The following is a 17,969-nucleotide window of genomic DNA, read 5'->3' as shown; positions in this document are numbered from 1 at the left end:
GTCAGGCTTCGCTCGAAGCCACACGAAAGCGGTTTGCAACGGCGTCCCAGTCGATGATCGTCCAGAATGCACTCACATAGTCGCTCCGGTCGGTCGTATACTGGAGATAGTACGCATGCTCCCACATATCGATCACCAGCAGTGGCGTCCCACCCTGGACCGCCAGATCGTTGTGCGATTCCGTCTGGGTGACGAATAGTTGCTCGCCGAGTCGATCGTACACGAGCATGGCCCAGCCTGAGCCCTCCACAGATTCAGCAGCCGCACTGAACTCCGATCGAAACGATTCGACACTCCCAAAATCACGTTTGAGCGCCTGCTTGAACGATCCAGATGGCCCTGCGGTTCCACCTGGTGTGAACTGCTTCCAGAACAACGTGTGGAGAATATGTCCTGATAAATTAAATGATAAATCTCGTTTAACGGATTTGATAGTATCGTACGTACCCGATCGACGAAGGGAGGCAAGCGTCTGACAGGCGTCGTTGACGCCGTCCACGTAGCCCTGGTGGTGGACGTCGTGGTGTAAGCGCATAATCCGTTCGTCGATGGCGGGCTCGAGTGCATCGTACTCGTATGGGAGTTCGGGGAGAGAGTAGGTTGATACACCTGAACTTGAGGGTGTTCCGCCGGTCGATTCAACGCCAAACGCAGAGAGTCCGGCCGACGCTCCGAGCAGTTGCAGCACGGTTCGACGGGTCGATGCAAACTCTGTGGACGGGCGGTGTTCGTTCGTCATCGTCGCAGTTCCACTCTCGATTCTCCCATACTAAAAAGGCACCGTTCGGACAATAAAAAATTTAGAATGCAGACATATCAGTCGTACGTTGTGGTATAGCCGCCATCGAACAGAAGATCGCCACCGTTGAGATGCGACGCATGCTCGGAGAATCCAAAGACGAAGAGATTTGCCACTTCGGCGGGCGTCATGAGCGATTTCGTTCGTGCCTGTCCAAGCATCACGTCTTCGATCACGTCCTGTGTAGAAATTCCCCGTTCGTCGGCAGTCGCTTCGATCTGGTCGACCATCAGTGGCGTCAACACGTAGCCGACACTGACGGAATATCCCCGAACCGTTCCCGCACCCTCGGCCGCAATTGCTCGCGTCAACCCACGGATTCCGTGCTTTGCAGTGATGTACGCGGCTTTATCGCGCGTTGCGTAATGGCCATGTACGGAGGACATGTTTCCGATCGCTCCCACCCCGTCGTCGGTCGAGCGTATCAGTTCGAGAGCTCGTTTTGACAGCATAAACGGCGCGCGTACCATCACGTCGAGCAACGAATCGTATCGATCCATCGGGAACGATGACAGGGGTGAGATGTGTTGCATCCCGGCGATGTTGGCGACAAATCGGAGCGTCCCCGCCGCGTCGGCTCGATCGATGAGCGTGTCAATCTCGTTGTCAACAGTGAGATTAGCCGTGACGGGGATGATCTCACCGTCACAGTCGAGCGATTCGGCCAGTGAGACCGTCGATTCGAGGCCGTCAGTGTCGATGTCGCCGGCGACAACCGTCATACCGTTTGCTGCGAGTGCTACTGCCGTCGCCTCACCGATACCTGATGCGCCCCCCGTCACGAGCGCGACTGTCTCCGTCGAAAACCGTGTATCGTCGAGTAGTATCAGGTCGTCCCTGGTGAGAACCGGTTCGTCGAGTTTCGTGTTGGACGTCGTCATATATCGACGTTCAAAGGGGATGTGCCCGTCACCAAAACCGTATCGGGGGTGGCCCCCCAACGTCCGGATCAATCACTGTGTAGGTCCATAGAAAACTATTTGACAATGCACAATTGCATTTGAAATGTGGTAAATTTCCGCATATATTTCGCTTTTTGCGGAGTTTGACAGCAGCGTTGAAGGAAATTGAATATTATTACTCGTATCTATTGTTGAACAATCCTAGAGTTCGATGCGCTCATTAGTTGCAGCCGACTGATGAATTGCTTCGATGGTGCGCATGTCGGTCAGTCCGTGGCGGCCATCAGGACCAACCGATCGCTCCGCAAGCACGCGGTCTGCGAAATAATCGAAGAGCTCGGTCGTTTCGTATTCAGCATCGACTGCATCGGTTTCGGCGGTAATAGTGGTGTCTCCCCGCGAAACGCGGAGGCGACAGTCACCGTGGAACGCTGGTCTGAGCTCTAGTTGTCCCTCCGTACCGGTGATCGTGAGTCGAGTGTCTTCCTGTGCGTGCTGTGAACTCGTGCTCACGAGCTGGCAATCACCAAACTGAATGATTGAAGCAGATCGTTCGTCGGCCAGCCCTTCGAACGCCTCGTGGCTCGAGTGCATCTGTGCCTGTACAGCGACAGGATCGGTATCGAGCAAAAAGCGCGTGGTGTTGATCGAGTAGATGCCGAGATCCATGACGGACGTGCCGTAGCCGGTTAATTCGGGATTGAGCCGCCATTGGTCCGGATTGGGAATCATCTCCAAAAGTGGCTGGCTATTCTGTCCGTGTGCAGAAACCGGATCGCCAATAACGCCATTGGCGATCATTTCGCGCGCGCGTTGTACCAGCGGATCGGTCTGCATCCGATAGCCAATCATTAGCGGTGTCGCAGTCGATTCACACCGTTCGACCATACGCTCGGCGCGTTCGACGGTGCTTTCCATCGGCTTTTCACAGAGCACTGATTTTCCGAGTTCGGCGGCCGTGCTGGCAAATTCGAGGTGTGTCGCGTTTGGCGTCCCGATGTAGATGGCGTCGTATCTGTCGCTGTCGGTTCCCTCGTGGAACTCCTCGTAGCTCATCGCGGTCTCGATCCCACTCGTATCTGCGAACGAGGCTGCCTTCTCGGTTGAGCTACTGATCAGCGCTGTTGTTTCGCAGTTGTCGCTGTTGGCTATTGCCGGGAGCGCAACGTCCGTCGTCCACCAGCCCAGTCCAATGAGGGCAAACCGTACCGTTCCATCGACATCAGACTCCCAATTCCGATCCAGAACACCGTCGATCCATCCTTGCATCGTGGTGTGATACTTCGAGGACGTGTAAAAACCCGTTCGATATCGCCAGCGTTTGCACTGACGGGAAGATATCAATCGTGGAGTTCAGTCACATCGAACACCGGTTTACACGTCTCACCCGCCAAAAACGACTCGAAGGCCGGTGTTGCGTCCAATAATGAGTACTGATCGTCGATCATCGTCTCGTGATCGACCACGCCGGACTGCAACAGCACCACGGCCCGTTCGAAATCCTCGTACATGGACGCATACGAGCACTGGAGGTCGATTTCGGCGCGGACGAGCGGCGAGTACGGCATCTCCGTCGTCCCTGTCTGTCCGATGAGCACGATCTGTCCACCCTTCCGAACTGCGTCGACGCCCGTCGTGAGTCCGGACGGATGGCCGGTCGTATCGAACACCACGTCGAATCCAATCCCATTGGTCCACTCCTCGACGTAGTCATCGAGTGATGCAGACTGGACATTGATCGTCTCGAATCCAAGCTCGCGAGCCAGCGCGAGTCGATACGCTTCGTCTGAGTCAACGCCGGAAACAGTCACCGTGCCTCCCTGTGCTCTAGCGATCTGTGCGGTGAGCAACCCGATCGGTCCAGGCCCCTCGACGAGGACGTGATCACCAGGTCCAACACGCGAGTGATGGATCACCGCACGAGCCCCGATGCTCGTTGGCTCGACGATGGCCGCTGCCTGGGGATCGATTGTCTCTGGAACTGGATGGAGTGCCCGCTCTGGGACGGCGATATACTGCGTGTAGGCCCCGTCGTGGTCGACACCAGTAATCACCGCGTCCTGACAGACGTTTTCCTCGCCGATCGCACACTGATAACAATTGCCACAGCCGCGGATCGGTCGTTCGACCACCCGATCCCCAACGGCAAATGAATCGACGTCACCACCAGTGTCGACGATTCGGCCGGTGTACTCATGGCCAATGACCGTCGGGAGCTCCATTCGTTCGAACGCTTCTTCGAACGCAAAAATTCCACCGTCGCTCCCACAGAGTCCGGCGTATTCCACTTCGACGAGGGCCTCTGATGGACCCGGTGTCGGACGAGACCGCTGTTGTAACTCCATGTTGCCGTGGCTGGGGCGTGCTTTCGCCAATCCGCGCATACACGTCGATATGATTTCTCGTGGAATATAACTGTGTGGGTACAATTTACTAGTGAATCGAAATGATGAATTGGGATGCTCCCACAGCCATCGTATGGAGACGTACACACACAGATCCATGAGCGTCGAGAACGACCGCGTCGTTGTCATTGGTGGCACCAGCGGTATCGGCGAGGCGATTGCGTACGGCTTTGCAACGGAGGGTGCCGACGTTGTCGCCACCAGTCGCCGCGAGTCGGCGGTCGATCAAACGGCGAGCGAACTCGAATCACTCGGTGCCACGACGACGCGAGTCACTTGTGATGTCACCGACGAAGAGAGTCTTCAAGCGCTTTGTGCGGCCACCACCGACGCACTCGGTGGGATCGACACGGTCATCGTCTCGCAGGGGGCAATCGCTCGAGAGTCGATTCTGGAAATCGAAACGGCCGAATTCGACCGCGTCATTGCTGTTGCACTCACCGGCGTTCAGCGCGTGATTCAGACGTTCGGTCCGGAGATCGCGGACGGCGGGACGATCATTCCGATCTCGTCGCTGACGGCACGGCTTTCGATGGCGGATCTCCCCGCGTACACGGCAGCAAAAGGCGGTGTCGAGTCGCTCACCAGGGCCGCGTCCAAAGAGCTTGCTCCATCGGTCAGGGTGAACGCCATCGCCCCTGGTTTCGTGATCACACCACAGAACGAAGCGACCTATGCGGAGGGGACCGAAAAGCGAACACGAATCGACGAGCGCACGCCGCTCGGACGTGTTGCTGACCGCGAGGAGATCGTCGGTGGCGCACTGTTTCTGTCGAGCGACGCGGCATCATATATCACCGGAGAAGTGCTTACGATCGACGGCGGATTCGCGACGAGCGCGTTCTGAGACTACTGCGTTACCGGCTGTTCGTCGGTTTCGAGAAGCCGATTGTGAAGGGCGTCGCCGGTGTCACCGTCGAATAGGTGAATGGCCTCGGGTGGAATCCTCACCAGCAGTTCGGCACCCGTCTCGATCGTTCGCAACCCATCGCTGATAGCGATCAGATCGTCGCCACGTGTTTCGGAGTCGTCGTACGTAAGATGGACAACGTTTTCGTTACCCATTGGCTCGACGACAGTCACAGTCATCGCTTCTGTGTGGGAGACGTCTACGTCGGCTGCATCGTCGTACAGTTCGATATCTTCCGGACGAATGCCAAGTGTCAGCCGGTCACCGTCACCGAGCGAGGCCACTGAGGACTCGATCGTCGAATCGAACGGATAGTCGAGCGTTTCGGATTCGAAGCCATCACCACCGCGCTGGCCGTCGACGAAGTTCATCGAGGGCTCACCGATAAACTCCGCGACGAATCGGTTTGTTGGCTCGTGGTATAGCTCAAGTGGCGCACCCACCTGCTGGAGTTCGCCGTCGTTCATTACGACCATGCGATCGGACATCGTCATCGCCTCGGTCTGGTCGTGGGTGACATAAACGGTCGTCACGTCGAGCTGGTCCTGGAGCTGCTGGAGTTCCGTGCGCATCTGGGCGCGAAGCTTTGCGTCGAGATTCGATAGCGGCTCGTCCATGAGAAACACTTCTGGATCCCGGACGATCGCACGGCCCAGCGCAACGCGCTGTTGTTGGCCACCGGAGAGCTCACCAGGCTTGCGTTCGAGCAGGTTGCCGATGTCAAGCAGCTCTGCGACCTCCTCGACACGTTCATCGCGTTCTGCGTCCGTGTAGTCGGGCTCTTCTTCGAGACCGAACTTCAGATTACCACGCACCGTCATGTGCGGATAGAGCGCGTAATCCTGGAACACCATCGCAACATCGCGGTCCTGTGGAACCGTGTAGTTGACGAGCTCGCCGTCGAACCGGATTGCACCCTCTGATGGCGTCTCGAGGCCGGCAACCATCCGCAAGGTCGTGGTTTTTCCACACCCGGATGGACCAACCAGCACCAGAAACTCTCCATCCTCGATTTCGACGGAGACGTCGTCGACGGCGACAACGTCGTCGAATCGTTTCGTCAGACTATCGATCGTTATTGCTCCCATGTGTACTCGTAGTTGTAATTACTGCTGTAACTGTCGGTCTGTACGTCGGAACGTGGGACTGGCTGTCCGATCATGCGCCACCCGTTTTCAACCCTTCCGCGAACTGTTCTGCAAAGGCGATGTACAACAACAACGTTGGCAACGCGGCGAGAAACGCCGCGGACATCCGCAGTCCATAATCCAACCCAGAGGTCGAGGCACCGATCTGTGGCAGAATCAGTGTCACGGTGGCCTGCTGGGCACTCGCCGATCCGATCAACACCTTCGAGAACAGGAATTCGTTGTAGATCTGTGTGAACTGATAGATGAACACCACGCCGAACATCGGCTTCGACAGCGGCAACACGATGTCGCGGTAGATCTGCGTGACGGATTTCCCATCGATCTTGCCGGCTTCGATCAGTGATTTCGGCATGCTCTTATAATACGACCGGAAGAGCACCGTGATGATCGGAATGCCGTAGGCCACGTGCGTGATCATCAGCGGGATGAGCTCAAGATGGTAGGGCTCAACCAGCACGAGACGAGCGAGCGGCGAGAGGATCTCCGTGATCGGGAAGATGTGCGTCCAAAAGCGTGCAAGCGGAACGATCACCGCCTGGTACGGGACGAAAACCCCGGCAACGAATAGCAATAGCACGCCAATCTGGCCGCGCCAGTCGACGAGCGTGAGTCCGTAGGCGGCCATGCTTGCCAGCACGATGTTGATGATCGTCGCTGGAAGCGCCATCAGCAAGGAGTTGATAACACCTCGCTGGACCTGCTCGAGGGCCAACTCCAGATTCGCTAGCGTGAAGCCATCGCCCGCAGGTGGCAAGAACGGCAACGAGCGATTGATCGCTTCGGTTGATTTCAGTGCGGTCATGATGCCCGTCTCGAGAGGCACCAGAAAGAACGCGATGAACACGGTGACGAAGACGTAAATCCCGAGCCGCCGGTGGTTCATCCCGTCTACAATCGATCGAATGTCGAAATTTGATCCGTTGTCTGCCATTGGTTACAAGCTCCCCTCTCGGTACTGGTAGTACAGATACGGTGCGATGACACCGAGCGCCATGAGCAACAACAGCGTTGCGATCGCGGCGCTGTACGCCCAGTTGTTGTACTGCCAGGCTTCTCGAACCATCAGCGTCGCCAGAATGTCAGTGCCCTGTGGTGGGAAGTAGCGTCCGGTCATCGCATACAGGAACGTGAACGCCTTCAGTGCAAACACCATCAACACCACGGCTGCACTCACTGAGGAAGCCTTGAGCTGTGGGATGATCACCCGGAGATAGATCCGGAGCGTTCTTGCCCCATCAATCATTCCGGCCTCAAACTGCGAGGAAGGAATTGACTGGAGGCCAGCGAGATAGACCACCATCGTGTAGCCGCTGAACTGCCAGATCAACGCGAAAATGATCGCCCACAGCGCAATCTCCGGATTGCCGATGAAGTCGATCGGACCCAGACTAAGCAGTCCGAGCAGTTCATTGATGATTCCGCTATCCGTGTCGTACATCCACAACCAGAGCTGGGCCGTGACGACAAACGAGAGGCTCATCGGCAACAGATAGATCATCTGGACCGTCTCTTTGTATCTGATCTGCCGGTCAAGCATGATCGCAAGGAACAACCCGAACACCAGACAGATCGCGGTGAAGCTCACCAGCAGTATCAGATTGTGCGTGGCAGCCTGGATGACGTTCGGATCACTGAGCGCCTGGACGTACATCTCGAAGTCCAGGTTCGAGAACGAAGCCGGCTCAATCGTGCCGTTGTTATCTGTCAGTGAAATCGCGAAGTTGTAGCCAATACCACCGTAGACGGCAACCGCCATAATGGCGAACGGAACCGCCCAGAACGGGGCTGACCGAACGAAGTCACTGTTGAGAACGTACCTGAACTTCGTTTGCCAGCCTACCCCCTCCTCGGTAGCAGATGGCCCTGTTGTTTCATTGGTACCCATAGCAATTACGAGAATTGTTATCGTATTATGATTTGTTACTTAGTTCGAGACGGCCTCTTCGAGCGCCGTCGCGGTGGCCTCAACATCGTACGGATCCATGAAGTTGCTGTTGAACGCCTTTTTGCACGCGCCGGCCGTCTCTGGGGTCACTGCGAGCCCGTGAGCGATCGTTGGGGGCAACGATTCGGCTTCAAGCAGATCGTTGTACGTGATCTTGAGGAATTCAGGCAGCTCGTTCGCATCGATATCTGTGCGGAGCGGAACCGATCCCTTGTTCTTGTTGAACGCTAGCTGTGCCTCCTTCGAGCCGGCAAACGTCAGGAACTCCTTGGCAAGCTCCGGCGTTGGGGTGTTTTCCGGCACAATGAACGAGTCGAGATGGAAGAAGTACATCTCTTCAGTGCCAGGGAATGGAATCCAGTCCCACTCTTCTTTGAAATTGAACCCGTCGTCCTTGCGGTACATGCCGTACGCCCAGTTGCCCTGGTGAATGCTGGCCGCCTTGTCGCTGATCACTTTCTGGTTGGCGTCGGTAAAGCCAATCGTCGAGGCGTCGTCAGTGATGTGGTTCTCATGGATCGTCTTCTGTGCACGAAGTGCTTCCCGGATCGCAGCGCCGTCTGGACTCCCGTCGATGAACGACTGGTAGGCCTCAACGCCCGACTGGCTGGCGAGAATTTGTGCAAACAGCTGCAGTCCAGTCCACGGGCCTTTCATCGCCTGGCCCATCGGTGCCGCATCCGTCTCCGATTTGATCGTATCGTACGCGCTGATCAGCTTCTCAACGGAGTCGATCGATGTGTAGTCGACACCAGCCTGCTCGAAGAGCGAAATGTTGACGAACAGATTGTTCATCCGGTGGGAGCCGATCGGGACGCCCGGAATCTTGCCGTTAAACTTGTGCTGTTCGATCGTTGCCTCGTGGATCGTGTCCTTCAGGCCTGCATCATCCCACACGCTCTCAACATCCATCAGATAGCCTTTGTACCGCTGGAGATTTGCCCCTGGCCAGTTGGCGAACACACTCATTGCGTTGTCGTTACGAATGCGCTGAGTGACACGACTGTTCAGTTCGACGTTGGCGCTTGCACCCACGGCGCTGAACTTCTTCGAAACGTCCGAGTGTTTCTCCTCATAGGCCGATTCGAGTGCGGCAACGGCGGATTCACCATCATCGCCCGTCCAGCCGTGCACTACCTCCAGGGTCTTTCCATCACCCGATTCAGTGCTGCTCTGGCCCCCATCGTCGAGGCAGCCAGCGACACCGGTGATGCCTGCGACCCCGAATGCCCCAAGCGCTTTCAAATAATTTCGTCGATCGTCGTCGATTTGTGGATGATGATCTGACATTGTTGGTCCAGGATTGTGCCTAAGACTCACTGACTGTTTTTCACTATTAAATATTTCCCTAACAGATTTTCATGGTTGACCTACACGGAGGGGACACCCTACTGACGTAAATCTCCCACAGACAGCACGTATCGGTTCGATATATGATTCAACGAAGAGAATTATACGTCGATACAAAGGAGAGTTAATAATGGAGCTGATAGCTTCACATACGTCTTCGTTCTCCAGTACTAGAGTACATAATCACAAATCAATGTATAAAATTCAGATTTCACCTACTGGAAATCAATACCGCGAATAAATATTTCATAAAATTTTCACCTTCGGTAGCATGTCCATCGTCACCGAGGGTCGATGGATTGATCAGCTGATTGAGACGGGAGTTTCAGGCAGGATCGAGCCCCGTCTCTCCGTCTGCGAGGTGTTCGTCCACGGCGTCGAGATCCAGCGTGATACCGAGGCCCGGCGCGTCAGGGACGCGGATGTAGCCGTCTTCAATGATCGCGTCTTCTTCGATGAGGTCGTTCCACCAGCCCAGCTCGTAGGAATGGTACTCAAGCGCAAGCGCGTTGGGGATTGCAGCCCCAACGTGTGCCGCGGCCATGGTGGCGACCGGCGAGCCAACGTTGTGCATCGCGACCGGCACGTAGTACATATCTGCGATCGTGGCGATTTTTCGTGTTTCACGCATTCCACCGACCTTCGGAACGTCTGGAGCGACAATATCCATCGCCTCGTTTTCGAGGAGTCGTCGGTTGCCGTGCGTTCGATAGACGTTTTCGCCGACAGTGATCGGCGTTGCGGTCGTTTGTGTGACGGTCTGTTGGACGTCGTGATTCTCCGGTGGAATGGGATCCTCGAGCCACCAGACATCGTACGGTTCGATAGCGTTGGCCAGTCGGCGTGCGCTGCCGGCTGAAAACGCCCAGTGGCAGTCGAACGCAACGTCTGCACGATCGGCGACGCGGTCGGTCACCTGTTTGACGATCTCGACCTTGTGGTCGATTTCACCGCTGCGCAAAAATCGGTTCGCACGATCGATCTCGTGACCAGAGGGCACATCGAGATCGAACTTCAGCGCGTCATAGCCGAGCTCATCGACAACGCGCTCTGCTTCGTCAGCACACGCGGTCGGATCGGCTTCGTTTTCAGTATGACAGTCGCAGTAGACGCGCACTTCATCGCGGTATTTGCCACCCAGCAGCTGATAGGCCGGCACGCCAAGCAGTTTTCCGGCAACGTCGTGCAGTGCCAGTTCGATCCCAGATATTGCCGCGATGTCCTTTCCGGCGATCGAGCCTTCACCGGACATCTTCTGGACCATGTGCTCGTACAGTCGGTCGATATCGAATGGGGTTTCGCCGACGATGAACGGTTTTAACCGTTCGATGATCTCTGGGACACCACCACCCCAGTAGGCCTCACCGTCACCGACGACGCCGGCATCGGTGTAGACCCTGACGAGCGTCCAGGGGTAGTTGCCGTCCACGATGGCTGTTTGCACGTCAGTAATTGTCGCCCGTGAGAGGTCGGCTCGTTCGTCGGAAAGCCCCATCGTGTCGGCCGATAGGTCTCGCATCGTATACTCTGCGTTCGGATCGCGTAACTCGGCGTAGTTCATCGAACGTTTTGATATCCGCACAGGTCTATAAAAATCTTCGTCCCGGTGATCGCAGCTCCGGTGGTCAGTAGTTCATATAGACGGTTTTGCTCGTGGTGTAGAACTCGAGGCCTGCGTCACCCTGTTCTCGGTAGAGCTCGTTCGAGGAGCCTTTCATGCCACCGAACGGCACGTGGAGTTCGAGCCCGGTTGTTTTCTCGTTGACCTTGATAACGCCCGCTTCGGTCTCGTCGACGAACCGATTCGCATGGGTCAGCGATTCGGTGACGATGCTGGCTGCCAATCCCTGTTCGACGCCGTTCGTCACGTCGATCGCCTCCTCGAAATCGGACACCGGAATCACGGCAACGACCGGTCCAAAGATCTCTTCTTGAGCGATACGCATCTCCGGGTCGACATCGGAGAACACGGTCGGCTCGATGAAGTAGCCCGCATCGAGCGCATCGTCTGTGGGAACTCCACCACCAGTTTCGAGGGTTGCACCCTCGTCGGTGCCGATATCGATATACTCGAGCGTTCCTTCGAGCTCGCTGGCGGAGCTCTGTGGTCCCATATCGGGGTCGTCAACGCCGGGGCCAAGCGTGAGCGCTTGGGCCTTCGACGTCAGCGTCTCGACGAACGCATCGTAGCTATCCTCATGGACGATCGCTCGCGAACAGGCAGTGCATGCCTGTCCTGTCACGCCGAACGCGCCGGCTGCCACGATCTCTGCTGCCTGCTCGATGTCGGCGTCGTCCATCACGACAGTCGGATTTTTGCCTCCCATTTCGAGCTGGACGCGGGTCTGGTTCGGAGCCGCATTCTGATAGACCACGTCGCCGACGCCCTCACTACCCGTAAAGGAGATCGCATCGATCCGCTCATCGGTGGCGAGTACCTCACCGACAACGCTGCCACGACCGGTAACGAAGTTGATCGTGCCTTCGGGGAGTCCGGATTCGACGAGACACTCCACCAGCGCCTGTGCGATACAGCCGGTGTTCGTTGCCGGTTTGAGCACGACGGTGTTGCCAGCTGCAAGCGCAGGGGCGATCTTCCAGGCTGGAATGGCAATCGGATAGTTCCACGGCGTGATAGCTGCGACGACGCCAACGGGTGCTTTGCGAACGGAGAGCGTCGTGGCCTCTGAAGAGCTCGCCTTGATCGTCCCACCGAGGTCGGCTGCCTTCTCGGCGTAGTAGTAGAAGATATCGATGGCACGCTGGACCTCTCCCATCGCCTCGGACAGCGTCTTTCCCTCCTCCTGGCTGAGGAGTTCGGCGAGCGATTCGGATCGCGATTCGAGTCGTCCGGCGGTAGCACGCAGATACGCACCTCGCTCCGGTCCGGGCGTGTTCGCCCACGTTGTTTGGGCTGACTGAGCGCTGGCAATCGCGCGTTCGGTGTCGGCGACAGTTGATTGCTGGAGTTCACCGACGACCGTATCGGGAGCTGCGGGATCGTGACTGGTGACTGTCGCTTCGTCGCTCGATGGACACCACTCGCCGTCAATGCGGTTGTAGATGGGCATCTGTATCGAGATTGTTGGAGTTGGAATACAAAAGTTTCGGTGGGGTAGAACGACAACACGAAGATGTATTGGAATCAAAACGTATTTCACTCCGATCCACACTGCACATATCTATGCGGTATTACCAGCTAGCAGACCGTCCGGATGGACGACTCATCGTCGAGACCGACAGTCAGTCGTACGATCTCACCGCAATCGATCCGTGGCTGACATCAGTTCGTCGACTTCTCAACAGAGCACACACATCGGAGCAATCAATCGATGCGTATGCTCGCCAGGCAATTGCATCGGCCGAACCGCTCACCGGTGCCGGTCCACAAACTGAGACGGCCCTGCCCGTTCGTGCTGATGAAGTCTGGGCGGCTGGGGTCACCTACGAGATCAGCGAACAGGCCCGTGAGGAAGAAAGCGACATGCCAGATATGTACGTCGAAGTGTATGACGCTGATCGACCGGAGATCTTCTTCAAGGCGACGCCGAGTCGAACGGTCGGTCCGAACGAGGCTGTCGGCATTCGAGACGATTCGAAATGGAACGTTCCCGAACCGGAGCTCGGGATCGTCCTCTATGAAGGATCTATTGTCGGCTACACGATCGGCAACGACATGAGCAGTCGATCGATCGAGGGGGAAAATCCACTGTATCTTCCGCAGGCGAAGGTGTATGACCGCTGTTGTTCGATCGGACCGTGTCTGCAGACTGAAATTGCCGATCCCCGAGCGCTCACCATGTCGATGTCGATTCATCGCGACGGTGACTGTCTGTATGAGGATTCAACATCGACGAATAAGATGGTTCGGAGCCCAAAAGAGCTGGTTGATACGTACGTTGCCCACAACTCTGTCCCCGAGCTTGCCGTGCTTCTCACTGGAACCTCGCTGGTTCCCGACGATACGTTCACCCTCGAACCGGACGATCAGATCGATATCACGATCGAGGATATCGGCACCCTGTCGAATTCGGTCGTCTCCGTGTAACAGGGACGGGCGGAACTTTGTGGTGAAATTATATATAGCTCAATGTGAATTATGCCATTATGGGAACCACTGGGATCAAATCGATCGAAACGATGTTCGAAATCGTCGGAACGATACAGTCCAACGGCGGGGCAACGCTCACAGAGCTCGCCACAACGCTCGATCTCCCGACGAGTACGGCACACAACTATCTCAAAACGTTAGAACAGACCGAATACATCGTCTGTGACGATGGCACCTACCACGTTGGCCTTCGCTTTCTGGAGCACGGTGCGCACGCGCGCAATCGAATCAAACTGTACGATGTAGCTGTCCCCGAGGTCGATAAGCTGGCCGATCAGACCGGTGAGTTGGCGAATCTCCTGGTCGAAGAACACGGTCGTGGGGTGTATCTCCATCGAGCCTACGGCGAAGAGGCCGTCCAGGTCGAAGCACACATCGGGACGCGAGTCAATCTTCACTCGACTGCGCTCGGAAAGGCGATCCTCGCCCATCTGCCAGCCCAAGAGCGCGATGCGATCCTGGACCGACATGGGCTCCCATCGCGAACCGAATCAACGATCACCAATCGGGACGAACTGCTTGAGGTTCTCGAGACGGTTCGTGACCGTGGCTATGCGTACGACAGGGGAGAACGCCTCGATGGATTGAAATGTGTGGCAGCACCGGTAGTGTCTAGCACAGACCGGGTGTTAGGTGCTGTGAGCGTCGCCGGACCCGCTAACCGCTTTCGGACCGACCGCTTTGAAAACGAACTGCCGACAAAACTGCTTGAAGTCGTTAATGTTATCGAATTGAACGTCACGCATTCGTAACACTGGACGAACTGAATGGAATAGTTCCCACATGTTGGGAACTACGATTGGCACAGCGAATATGCGCATTACGATCGTACGGGTGTAATGTGTGTCCTGACCGAGCGGAGATTGCGTAGCTATCTCATTGTGATAAACGAAATAAATTGGATAAAGGAAAACGCGTTGCCGTCTGTTTGGGACAGAGGAATTGTAGTGAAATACTCCACGAAAGGTAATGGAACTCGTGAATTTGGCGGATAACTGCATGAAATTGGGGTGAGTATACAAATGAGGACAGCACAGGGTAAAACGGCGAATATCGGGATACAATAGCGGTTATATCGTCGATATCTGGCGATTGTGAATTGAATCTACAGTAGGAGAATATGTATAGAAAGTTCTATCTATCGGGGATGCTGTTGAGAATCTCAGCGTCAGTGCGGAATTTGAGAACGTTGTGGACGACGGAGTTGCGAATGTTCTGTACGGAATCACCGTGTTCTTTATAAAAGTCGTGGATCCACTTCGATTCGGCCCGTCTATTCGGGAACATCATGATGGACTTCCACTGATATTCGCCATCGGAAAGGAACATGAACAACGTGTTCGGAGAGCCCCTGATGGCTTCGAGTGCTTCTCGCCAGGTCTCCTCGAAATGTTCGGGATTAAGCTTGAATTCGAACATCCCGAAGATGAAATACTCTCCGTTTGGAATGATTGCCTCACGGAAGACACCTTCTTCACGCATTCCACGTATCGATTCACTGACTGTCACGTGAGAGATGTCGATGTCGTGTTCCGATTCAAGAATGTCTGCAAGCTCACGTGAGGACAGCTGTGGGTCCTCCGAGAGCTCTTTGAGAATGCGGATATCACGCTCTTTGAACTCCCAGTCTGGAGCGTCATCGGGATCATTCATAGACGAATGGTATACAGTGAGAGTACCTGCGTGTTTCGGTAAAAGCGGGTTGCCAGAGAGAGCACGGACAGCAGACATAGGGCCAGTCGATTTCCATCTCCCGAACGCAACTCCCGATCGCTGTCCGATTGCAACTGGTGGTATTGGTGTAATAAGCTTTGTGGAACCACGCTCGATCGTCTGCAGTTGTGTGTCATCACTCGATTCGTCAACCCATACACTATCAAATGAACCGTGAGAAAAGCAGCTATCGATGCGACTGGTACAAATTCGCATAGCTGACCAGCAAAAGGACGACGTTGAAGCCGCACTCAAAGACCGTGAGGGGTCGTATGCCCTGTTTGCAGAGCGCTCAGAATCCAAGGATGCGACAGTACTTTCCATTCCGCTAGAAACGGACGAAGTGGAGTCGTTTCTCGATGGACTCCGAGAGCTGGGCGTCGATTATGAGGGCTATGCCGTTGTCTCTGATCTCGAGACCGTCCTTTCGACCGATTATGAGGCCACAGCTCCCGTCGACACTGAATCAACCGACGAACGGCCGGGGGGCATGTGGGCTCGCGGACGCATCTCACGCGAAGAGTTACAGAGCGATGCCCAGGAGATGGCTGCCATAACGCCGAAGTACGTCTTTTTCACGGTCGTGAGTGCCATTGTTGCTGGGGCCGGACTGCTCACCAACAGCGGTGCCGTCATTGTGGGAAGTATGGTGATCGCGCCGTTGCTGGGACCGGCTGTCGGTGCAAGCGTTGGAAGCATCGTCAACGACGACAACCTGTTCCGAACGAGCGTTCTCGCCCAGGTTCTTGGTGTTGTGCTCGCGATCGCGAGTGCGGGGGTCTTTGCGTTTGCCACGAAGTTCACGATCATGCCCACAGTAAATCTCGTGGCAATTGATGAGATTGCTTCACGGATCAATCCTGGGGCGCTTTCGCTCGTCATCGCGCTCGGTTCGGGGGCAGCCGGTGCCTTTTCTATCAGTGCCGGTGCGAGCGCACCCCTGGTGGGTGTGATGATTGCGGCAGCATTGATACCGCCAGCCGCTGCGGTTGGACTCTCACTTGCCTACTGGAACGAAATCGTCTTTTTCAGCGTGTCCGTTCTCCTGGTTGTCAACGTCCTCTCGATCAACATCGCCAGCCTCGGCGTCCTGTGGATTCGTGGCTATCGGCCGACCCACTGGTACGACCAGCGGATTGCAAAACGGGCTACGTTGCAACGATTTGGGACGCTCTTTCTCGTGTTGCTCGTCGTGTCGGGCTTTCTCGTCTCGACATCGTTCAACATCAGAGAAAATACGCAGTTCGAATCGACGGTCGATTCCGTTCTTACGGACAGCGACGTCACCGTTCTCTCGAAAAATATCGAACACGAAACGGTGCTGTTCGGACGCGATCCGGTTGCCGTCACCGTCTACGTCGCCTCCGCTAACGATGGACTCGCCAATCACCTCCAACAACGGATCAAGCGCCGGACAGATACCCGCGTTTCCGTGACGGTGATCGACGAAACAGCCGATACAGCCACCAAGATTCGAACGCCCAAATAGAAGGAATATTGAAACAAGTTAATAAATATTATTGGGTGCACCATAGTAATATTTATGTACCAGTCACTAGTTTACTACCACATTGTGAGACAGCACGGTGCTTGGGGGATTGCATTGGCTCTCGCTACGGGTGAACACCCATGAGTGACACACAACGAACTGACATCGACCGACAGTACGAGCCCGAAAAACAGACCGAGGACATCACCCACCAGATGGAGTGTCCCGAATGTGGTGGGACGAAGATTTATCGCGACAGCGAACACGGTGAACGCTGCTGTGAGGACTGCGGACTGGTAATCGAAGGGTCGTTACTGGACACCGGTCCGGAGTGGCGGGCATTTGATACAACCGAGCGTAATAAAAAATCCAGAGTTGGTTCGCCCGTAACTCGCACCTTACACGATAAGGGATTGACGACGGCAATCAGCTGGAAAGACCGTGACGGAAACGGGCGTGCGCTCTCTCCCGAGCGACGAAAACAGATGCGTCGGCTTCGGACGTGGCACGAGCGGGCTCGGACGGCCAACAACAAAGAGCGCAATCTCCAGTTTGCGCTCTCAGAAATCGATCGCATGGCGAGTGCAATGGGGATCCCACGATCGATTCGTGAGATTGCCTCCGTGTTGTATCGTCGCGCGCTCGATGAGGATCTCATTCGTGGACGCTCGATCGAAGGAATCGCCGCTGCCGCCGTCTACGCTGCCTGTCGCCAGGAGGGGTTCCCGCGAAGTCTCGACGAACTGGCGGAGGTCTCCCGGGTAGAACGTTCGGAAATCGCCCGCGCGTATCGGTACATTGCGCGCGAACTGGAACTGGCACTCGAGCCGGCCGACCCTCGGCAGTACATTCCCAGGTTCTGTTCTGCGCTCGAGTGTTCTGAGGACATCAAATCGAAGGCAATGGAGATCTGTTCGATCACCGCCGAAGAGGGGCTTCTCTCTGGAAAGTCGCCAACCGGGTATGCGGCGGCAGCGATCTACTCCGCGAGTCGGCTCTGTGGAGCAAACACCACGCAGGCAGAGATCGCAAACGTGGCACAGGTGACGGAAGTGACGATCAGAAAGCGATATCACGAACAGCTAGAAGCGATCGGTCTCACGATAGACGGGTGAATTGACTATTCTGGGGGCGATGAGTAACACAGAGTGCCAACTGTCGTTATTCAAAATGTAACAAAACGGTGACAGAGTG

16 protein-coding genes are annotated in these 17,969 nt (G+C 55.9%); 5 read left to right on the top strand and 11 right to left on the bottom strand.

Annotated features, from left to right (window positions below):
• Position 1: 1 nt before the first annotated feature.
• From JXQ78_RS02310 to JXQ78_RS02295, 4 genes are all read right to left on the bottom strand, one after another.
• Positions 2 to 739 (bottom strand): superoxide dismutase, encoded by a 738-nt coding sequence (locus tag JXQ78_RS02310; RefSeq protein WP_330631865.1) that lies wholly within the window; start codon positions 737 to 739, stop codon positions 2 to 4.
• Positions 740 to 816: 77 nt separating this feature from the next.
• Complete coding sequence (locus tag JXQ78_RS02305; RefSeq protein ID WP_330631864.1) at positions 817 to 1,680, bottom strand: SDR family oxidoreductase; 864 nt, start codon at positions 1,678 to 1,680, stop codon at positions 817 to 819.
• Positions 1,681 to 1,902: 222 nt separating this feature from the next.
• Complete coding sequence (gfo6, locus tag JXQ78_RS02300; RefSeq protein WP_330631863.1) at positions 1,903 to 2,970, bottom strand: D-xylose 1-dehydrogenase Gfo6; 1,068 nt, start codon at positions 2,968 to 2,970, stop codon at positions 1,903 to 1,905.
• 71 nt (positions 2,971 to 3,041) lie between these two features.
• Positions 3,042 to 4,085, bottom strand: a complete 1,044-nt coding sequence (locus JXQ78_RS02295) for a zinc-dependent alcohol dehydrogenase (protein ID WP_330631862.1) — start codon at positions 4,083 to 4,085, stop codon at positions 3,042 to 3,044.
• A 94-nt stretch (positions 4,086 to 4,179) separates the two neighbouring features.
• On the opposite strand from JXQ78_RS02295, the gene JXQ78_RS02290 reads away from it, so the two are divergent.
• Positions 4,180 to 4,953 carry an SDR family NAD(P)-dependent oxidoreductase gene (locus JXQ78_RS02290; RefSeq protein ID WP_330631861.1) on the top strand — a complete coding sequence of 258 codons (774 nt, stop codon included), beginning with the start codon at positions 4,180 to 4,182 and terminating at the stop codon, positions 4,951 to 4,953.
• Positions 4,954 to 4,955: 2 nt separating this feature from the next.
• Here JXQ78_RS02290 and JXQ78_RS02285 read toward each other — a convergent pair whose 3' ends face one another.
• From JXQ78_RS02285 to xacF, 6 genes are all read right to left on the bottom strand, one after another.
• Positions 4,956 to 6,104, bottom strand: coding sequence for an ABC transporter ATP-binding protein (locus JXQ78_RS02285; protein ID WP_330631860.1), 1,149 nt, complete (start codon positions 6,102 to 6,104; stop codon positions 4,956 to 4,958).
• 70 nt (positions 6,105 to 6,174) lie between these two features.
• A complete protein-coding gene (locus JXQ78_RS02280) occupies positions 6,175 to 7,098 on the bottom strand; it encodes a carbohydrate ABC transporter permease (RefSeq protein WP_330631859.1) in 924 nt (307 codons plus the stop codon).
• A gap of 3 nt (positions 7,099 to 7,101) precedes the next feature.
• Positions 7,102 to 8,052 (bottom strand): carbohydrate ABC transporter permease, encoded by a 951-nt coding sequence (locus tag JXQ78_RS02275; protein ID WP_330631858.1) that lies wholly within the window; start codon positions 8,050 to 8,052, stop codon positions 7,102 to 7,104.
• A gap of 39 nt (positions 8,053 to 8,091) precedes the next feature.
• Entirely contained in the window at positions 8,092 to 9,402 is a 1,311-nt protein-coding gene (locus JXQ78_RS02270; protein WP_330631857.1) for an ABC transporter substrate-binding protein, read from the bottom strand.
• A gap of 385 nt (positions 9,403 to 9,787) precedes the next feature.
• Complete coding sequence (locus JXQ78_RS02265) at positions 9,788 to 11,023, bottom strand: mandelate racemase/muconate lactonizing enzyme family protein (protein ID WP_330631856.1); 1,236 nt, start codon at positions 11,021 to 11,023, stop codon at positions 9,788 to 9,790.
• Between the two features lie 64 nt (positions 11,024 to 11,087).
• Positions 11,088 to 12,533 (bottom strand): 2,5-dioxovalerate dehydrogenase, encoded by a 1,446-nt coding sequence (xacF, locus tag JXQ78_RS02260; protein ID WP_330631855.1) that lies wholly within the window; start codon positions 12,531 to 12,533, stop codon positions 11,088 to 11,090.
• A gap of 113 nt (positions 12,534 to 12,646) precedes the next feature.
• Here xacF and JXQ78_RS02255 point away from each other — a divergent pair, with 113 nt between their 5' ends.
• Together JXQ78_RS02255 and JXQ78_RS02250 are read left to right on the top strand one after the other, a co-directional pair.
• Positions 12,647 to 13,510, top strand: coding sequence for a fumarylacetoacetate hydrolase family protein (locus JXQ78_RS02255; RefSeq protein WP_330631854.1), 864 nt, complete (start codon positions 12,647 to 12,649; stop codon positions 13,508 to 13,510).
• 59 nt (positions 13,511 to 13,569) lie between these two features.
• Positions 13,570 to 14,325 carry an IclR family transcriptional regulator gene (locus tag JXQ78_RS02250; protein WP_330631853.1) on the top strand — a complete coding sequence of 252 codons (756 nt, stop codon included), beginning with the start codon at positions 13,570 to 13,572 and terminating at the stop codon, positions 14,323 to 14,325.
• Between the two features lie 382 nt (positions 14,326 to 14,707).
• Here the strand turns inward: JXQ78_RS02250 and JXQ78_RS02245 are convergent, their stop codons facing one another.
• Positions 14,708 to 15,226: an Lrp/AsnC family transcriptional regulator gene (locus tag JXQ78_RS02245; RefSeq protein ID WP_330631852.1), complete on the bottom strand. Its 519-nt coding sequence runs from the start codon at positions 15,224 to 15,226 to the stop codon at positions 14,708 to 14,710.
• A 253-nt stretch (positions 15,227 to 15,479) separates the two neighbouring features.
• Here JXQ78_RS02245 and JXQ78_RS02240 point away from each other — a divergent pair, with 253 nt between their 5' ends.
• Both JXQ78_RS02240 and JXQ78_RS02235 read left to right on the top strand, forming a co-directional pair.
• Positions 15,480 to 16,775: a TIGR00341 family protein gene (locus JXQ78_RS02240; protein WP_330631851.1), complete on the top strand. Its 1,296-nt coding sequence runs from the start codon at positions 15,480 to 15,482 to the stop codon at positions 16,773 to 16,775.
• Positions 16,776 to 16,915: 140 nt separating this feature from the next.
• Complete coding sequence (locus JXQ78_RS02235) at positions 16,916 to 17,890, top strand: transcription initiation factor IIB (RefSeq protein WP_330631850.1); 975 nt, start codon at positions 16,916 to 16,918, stop codon at positions 17,888 to 17,890.
• Positions 17,891 to 17,969 lie beyond the last annotated feature (79 nt).

Source organism: Halocatena halophila (assembly GCA_027563145.1).
Classification (GTDB): domain Archaea; phylum Halobacteriota; class Halobacteria; order Halobacteriales; family Haloarculaceae; genus Halocatena; species Halocatena halophila.
The sequence above is the reverse complement of the archived record's forward strand: the minus strand, read 5'-3'. Positions and strand labels throughout refer to the sequence as shown.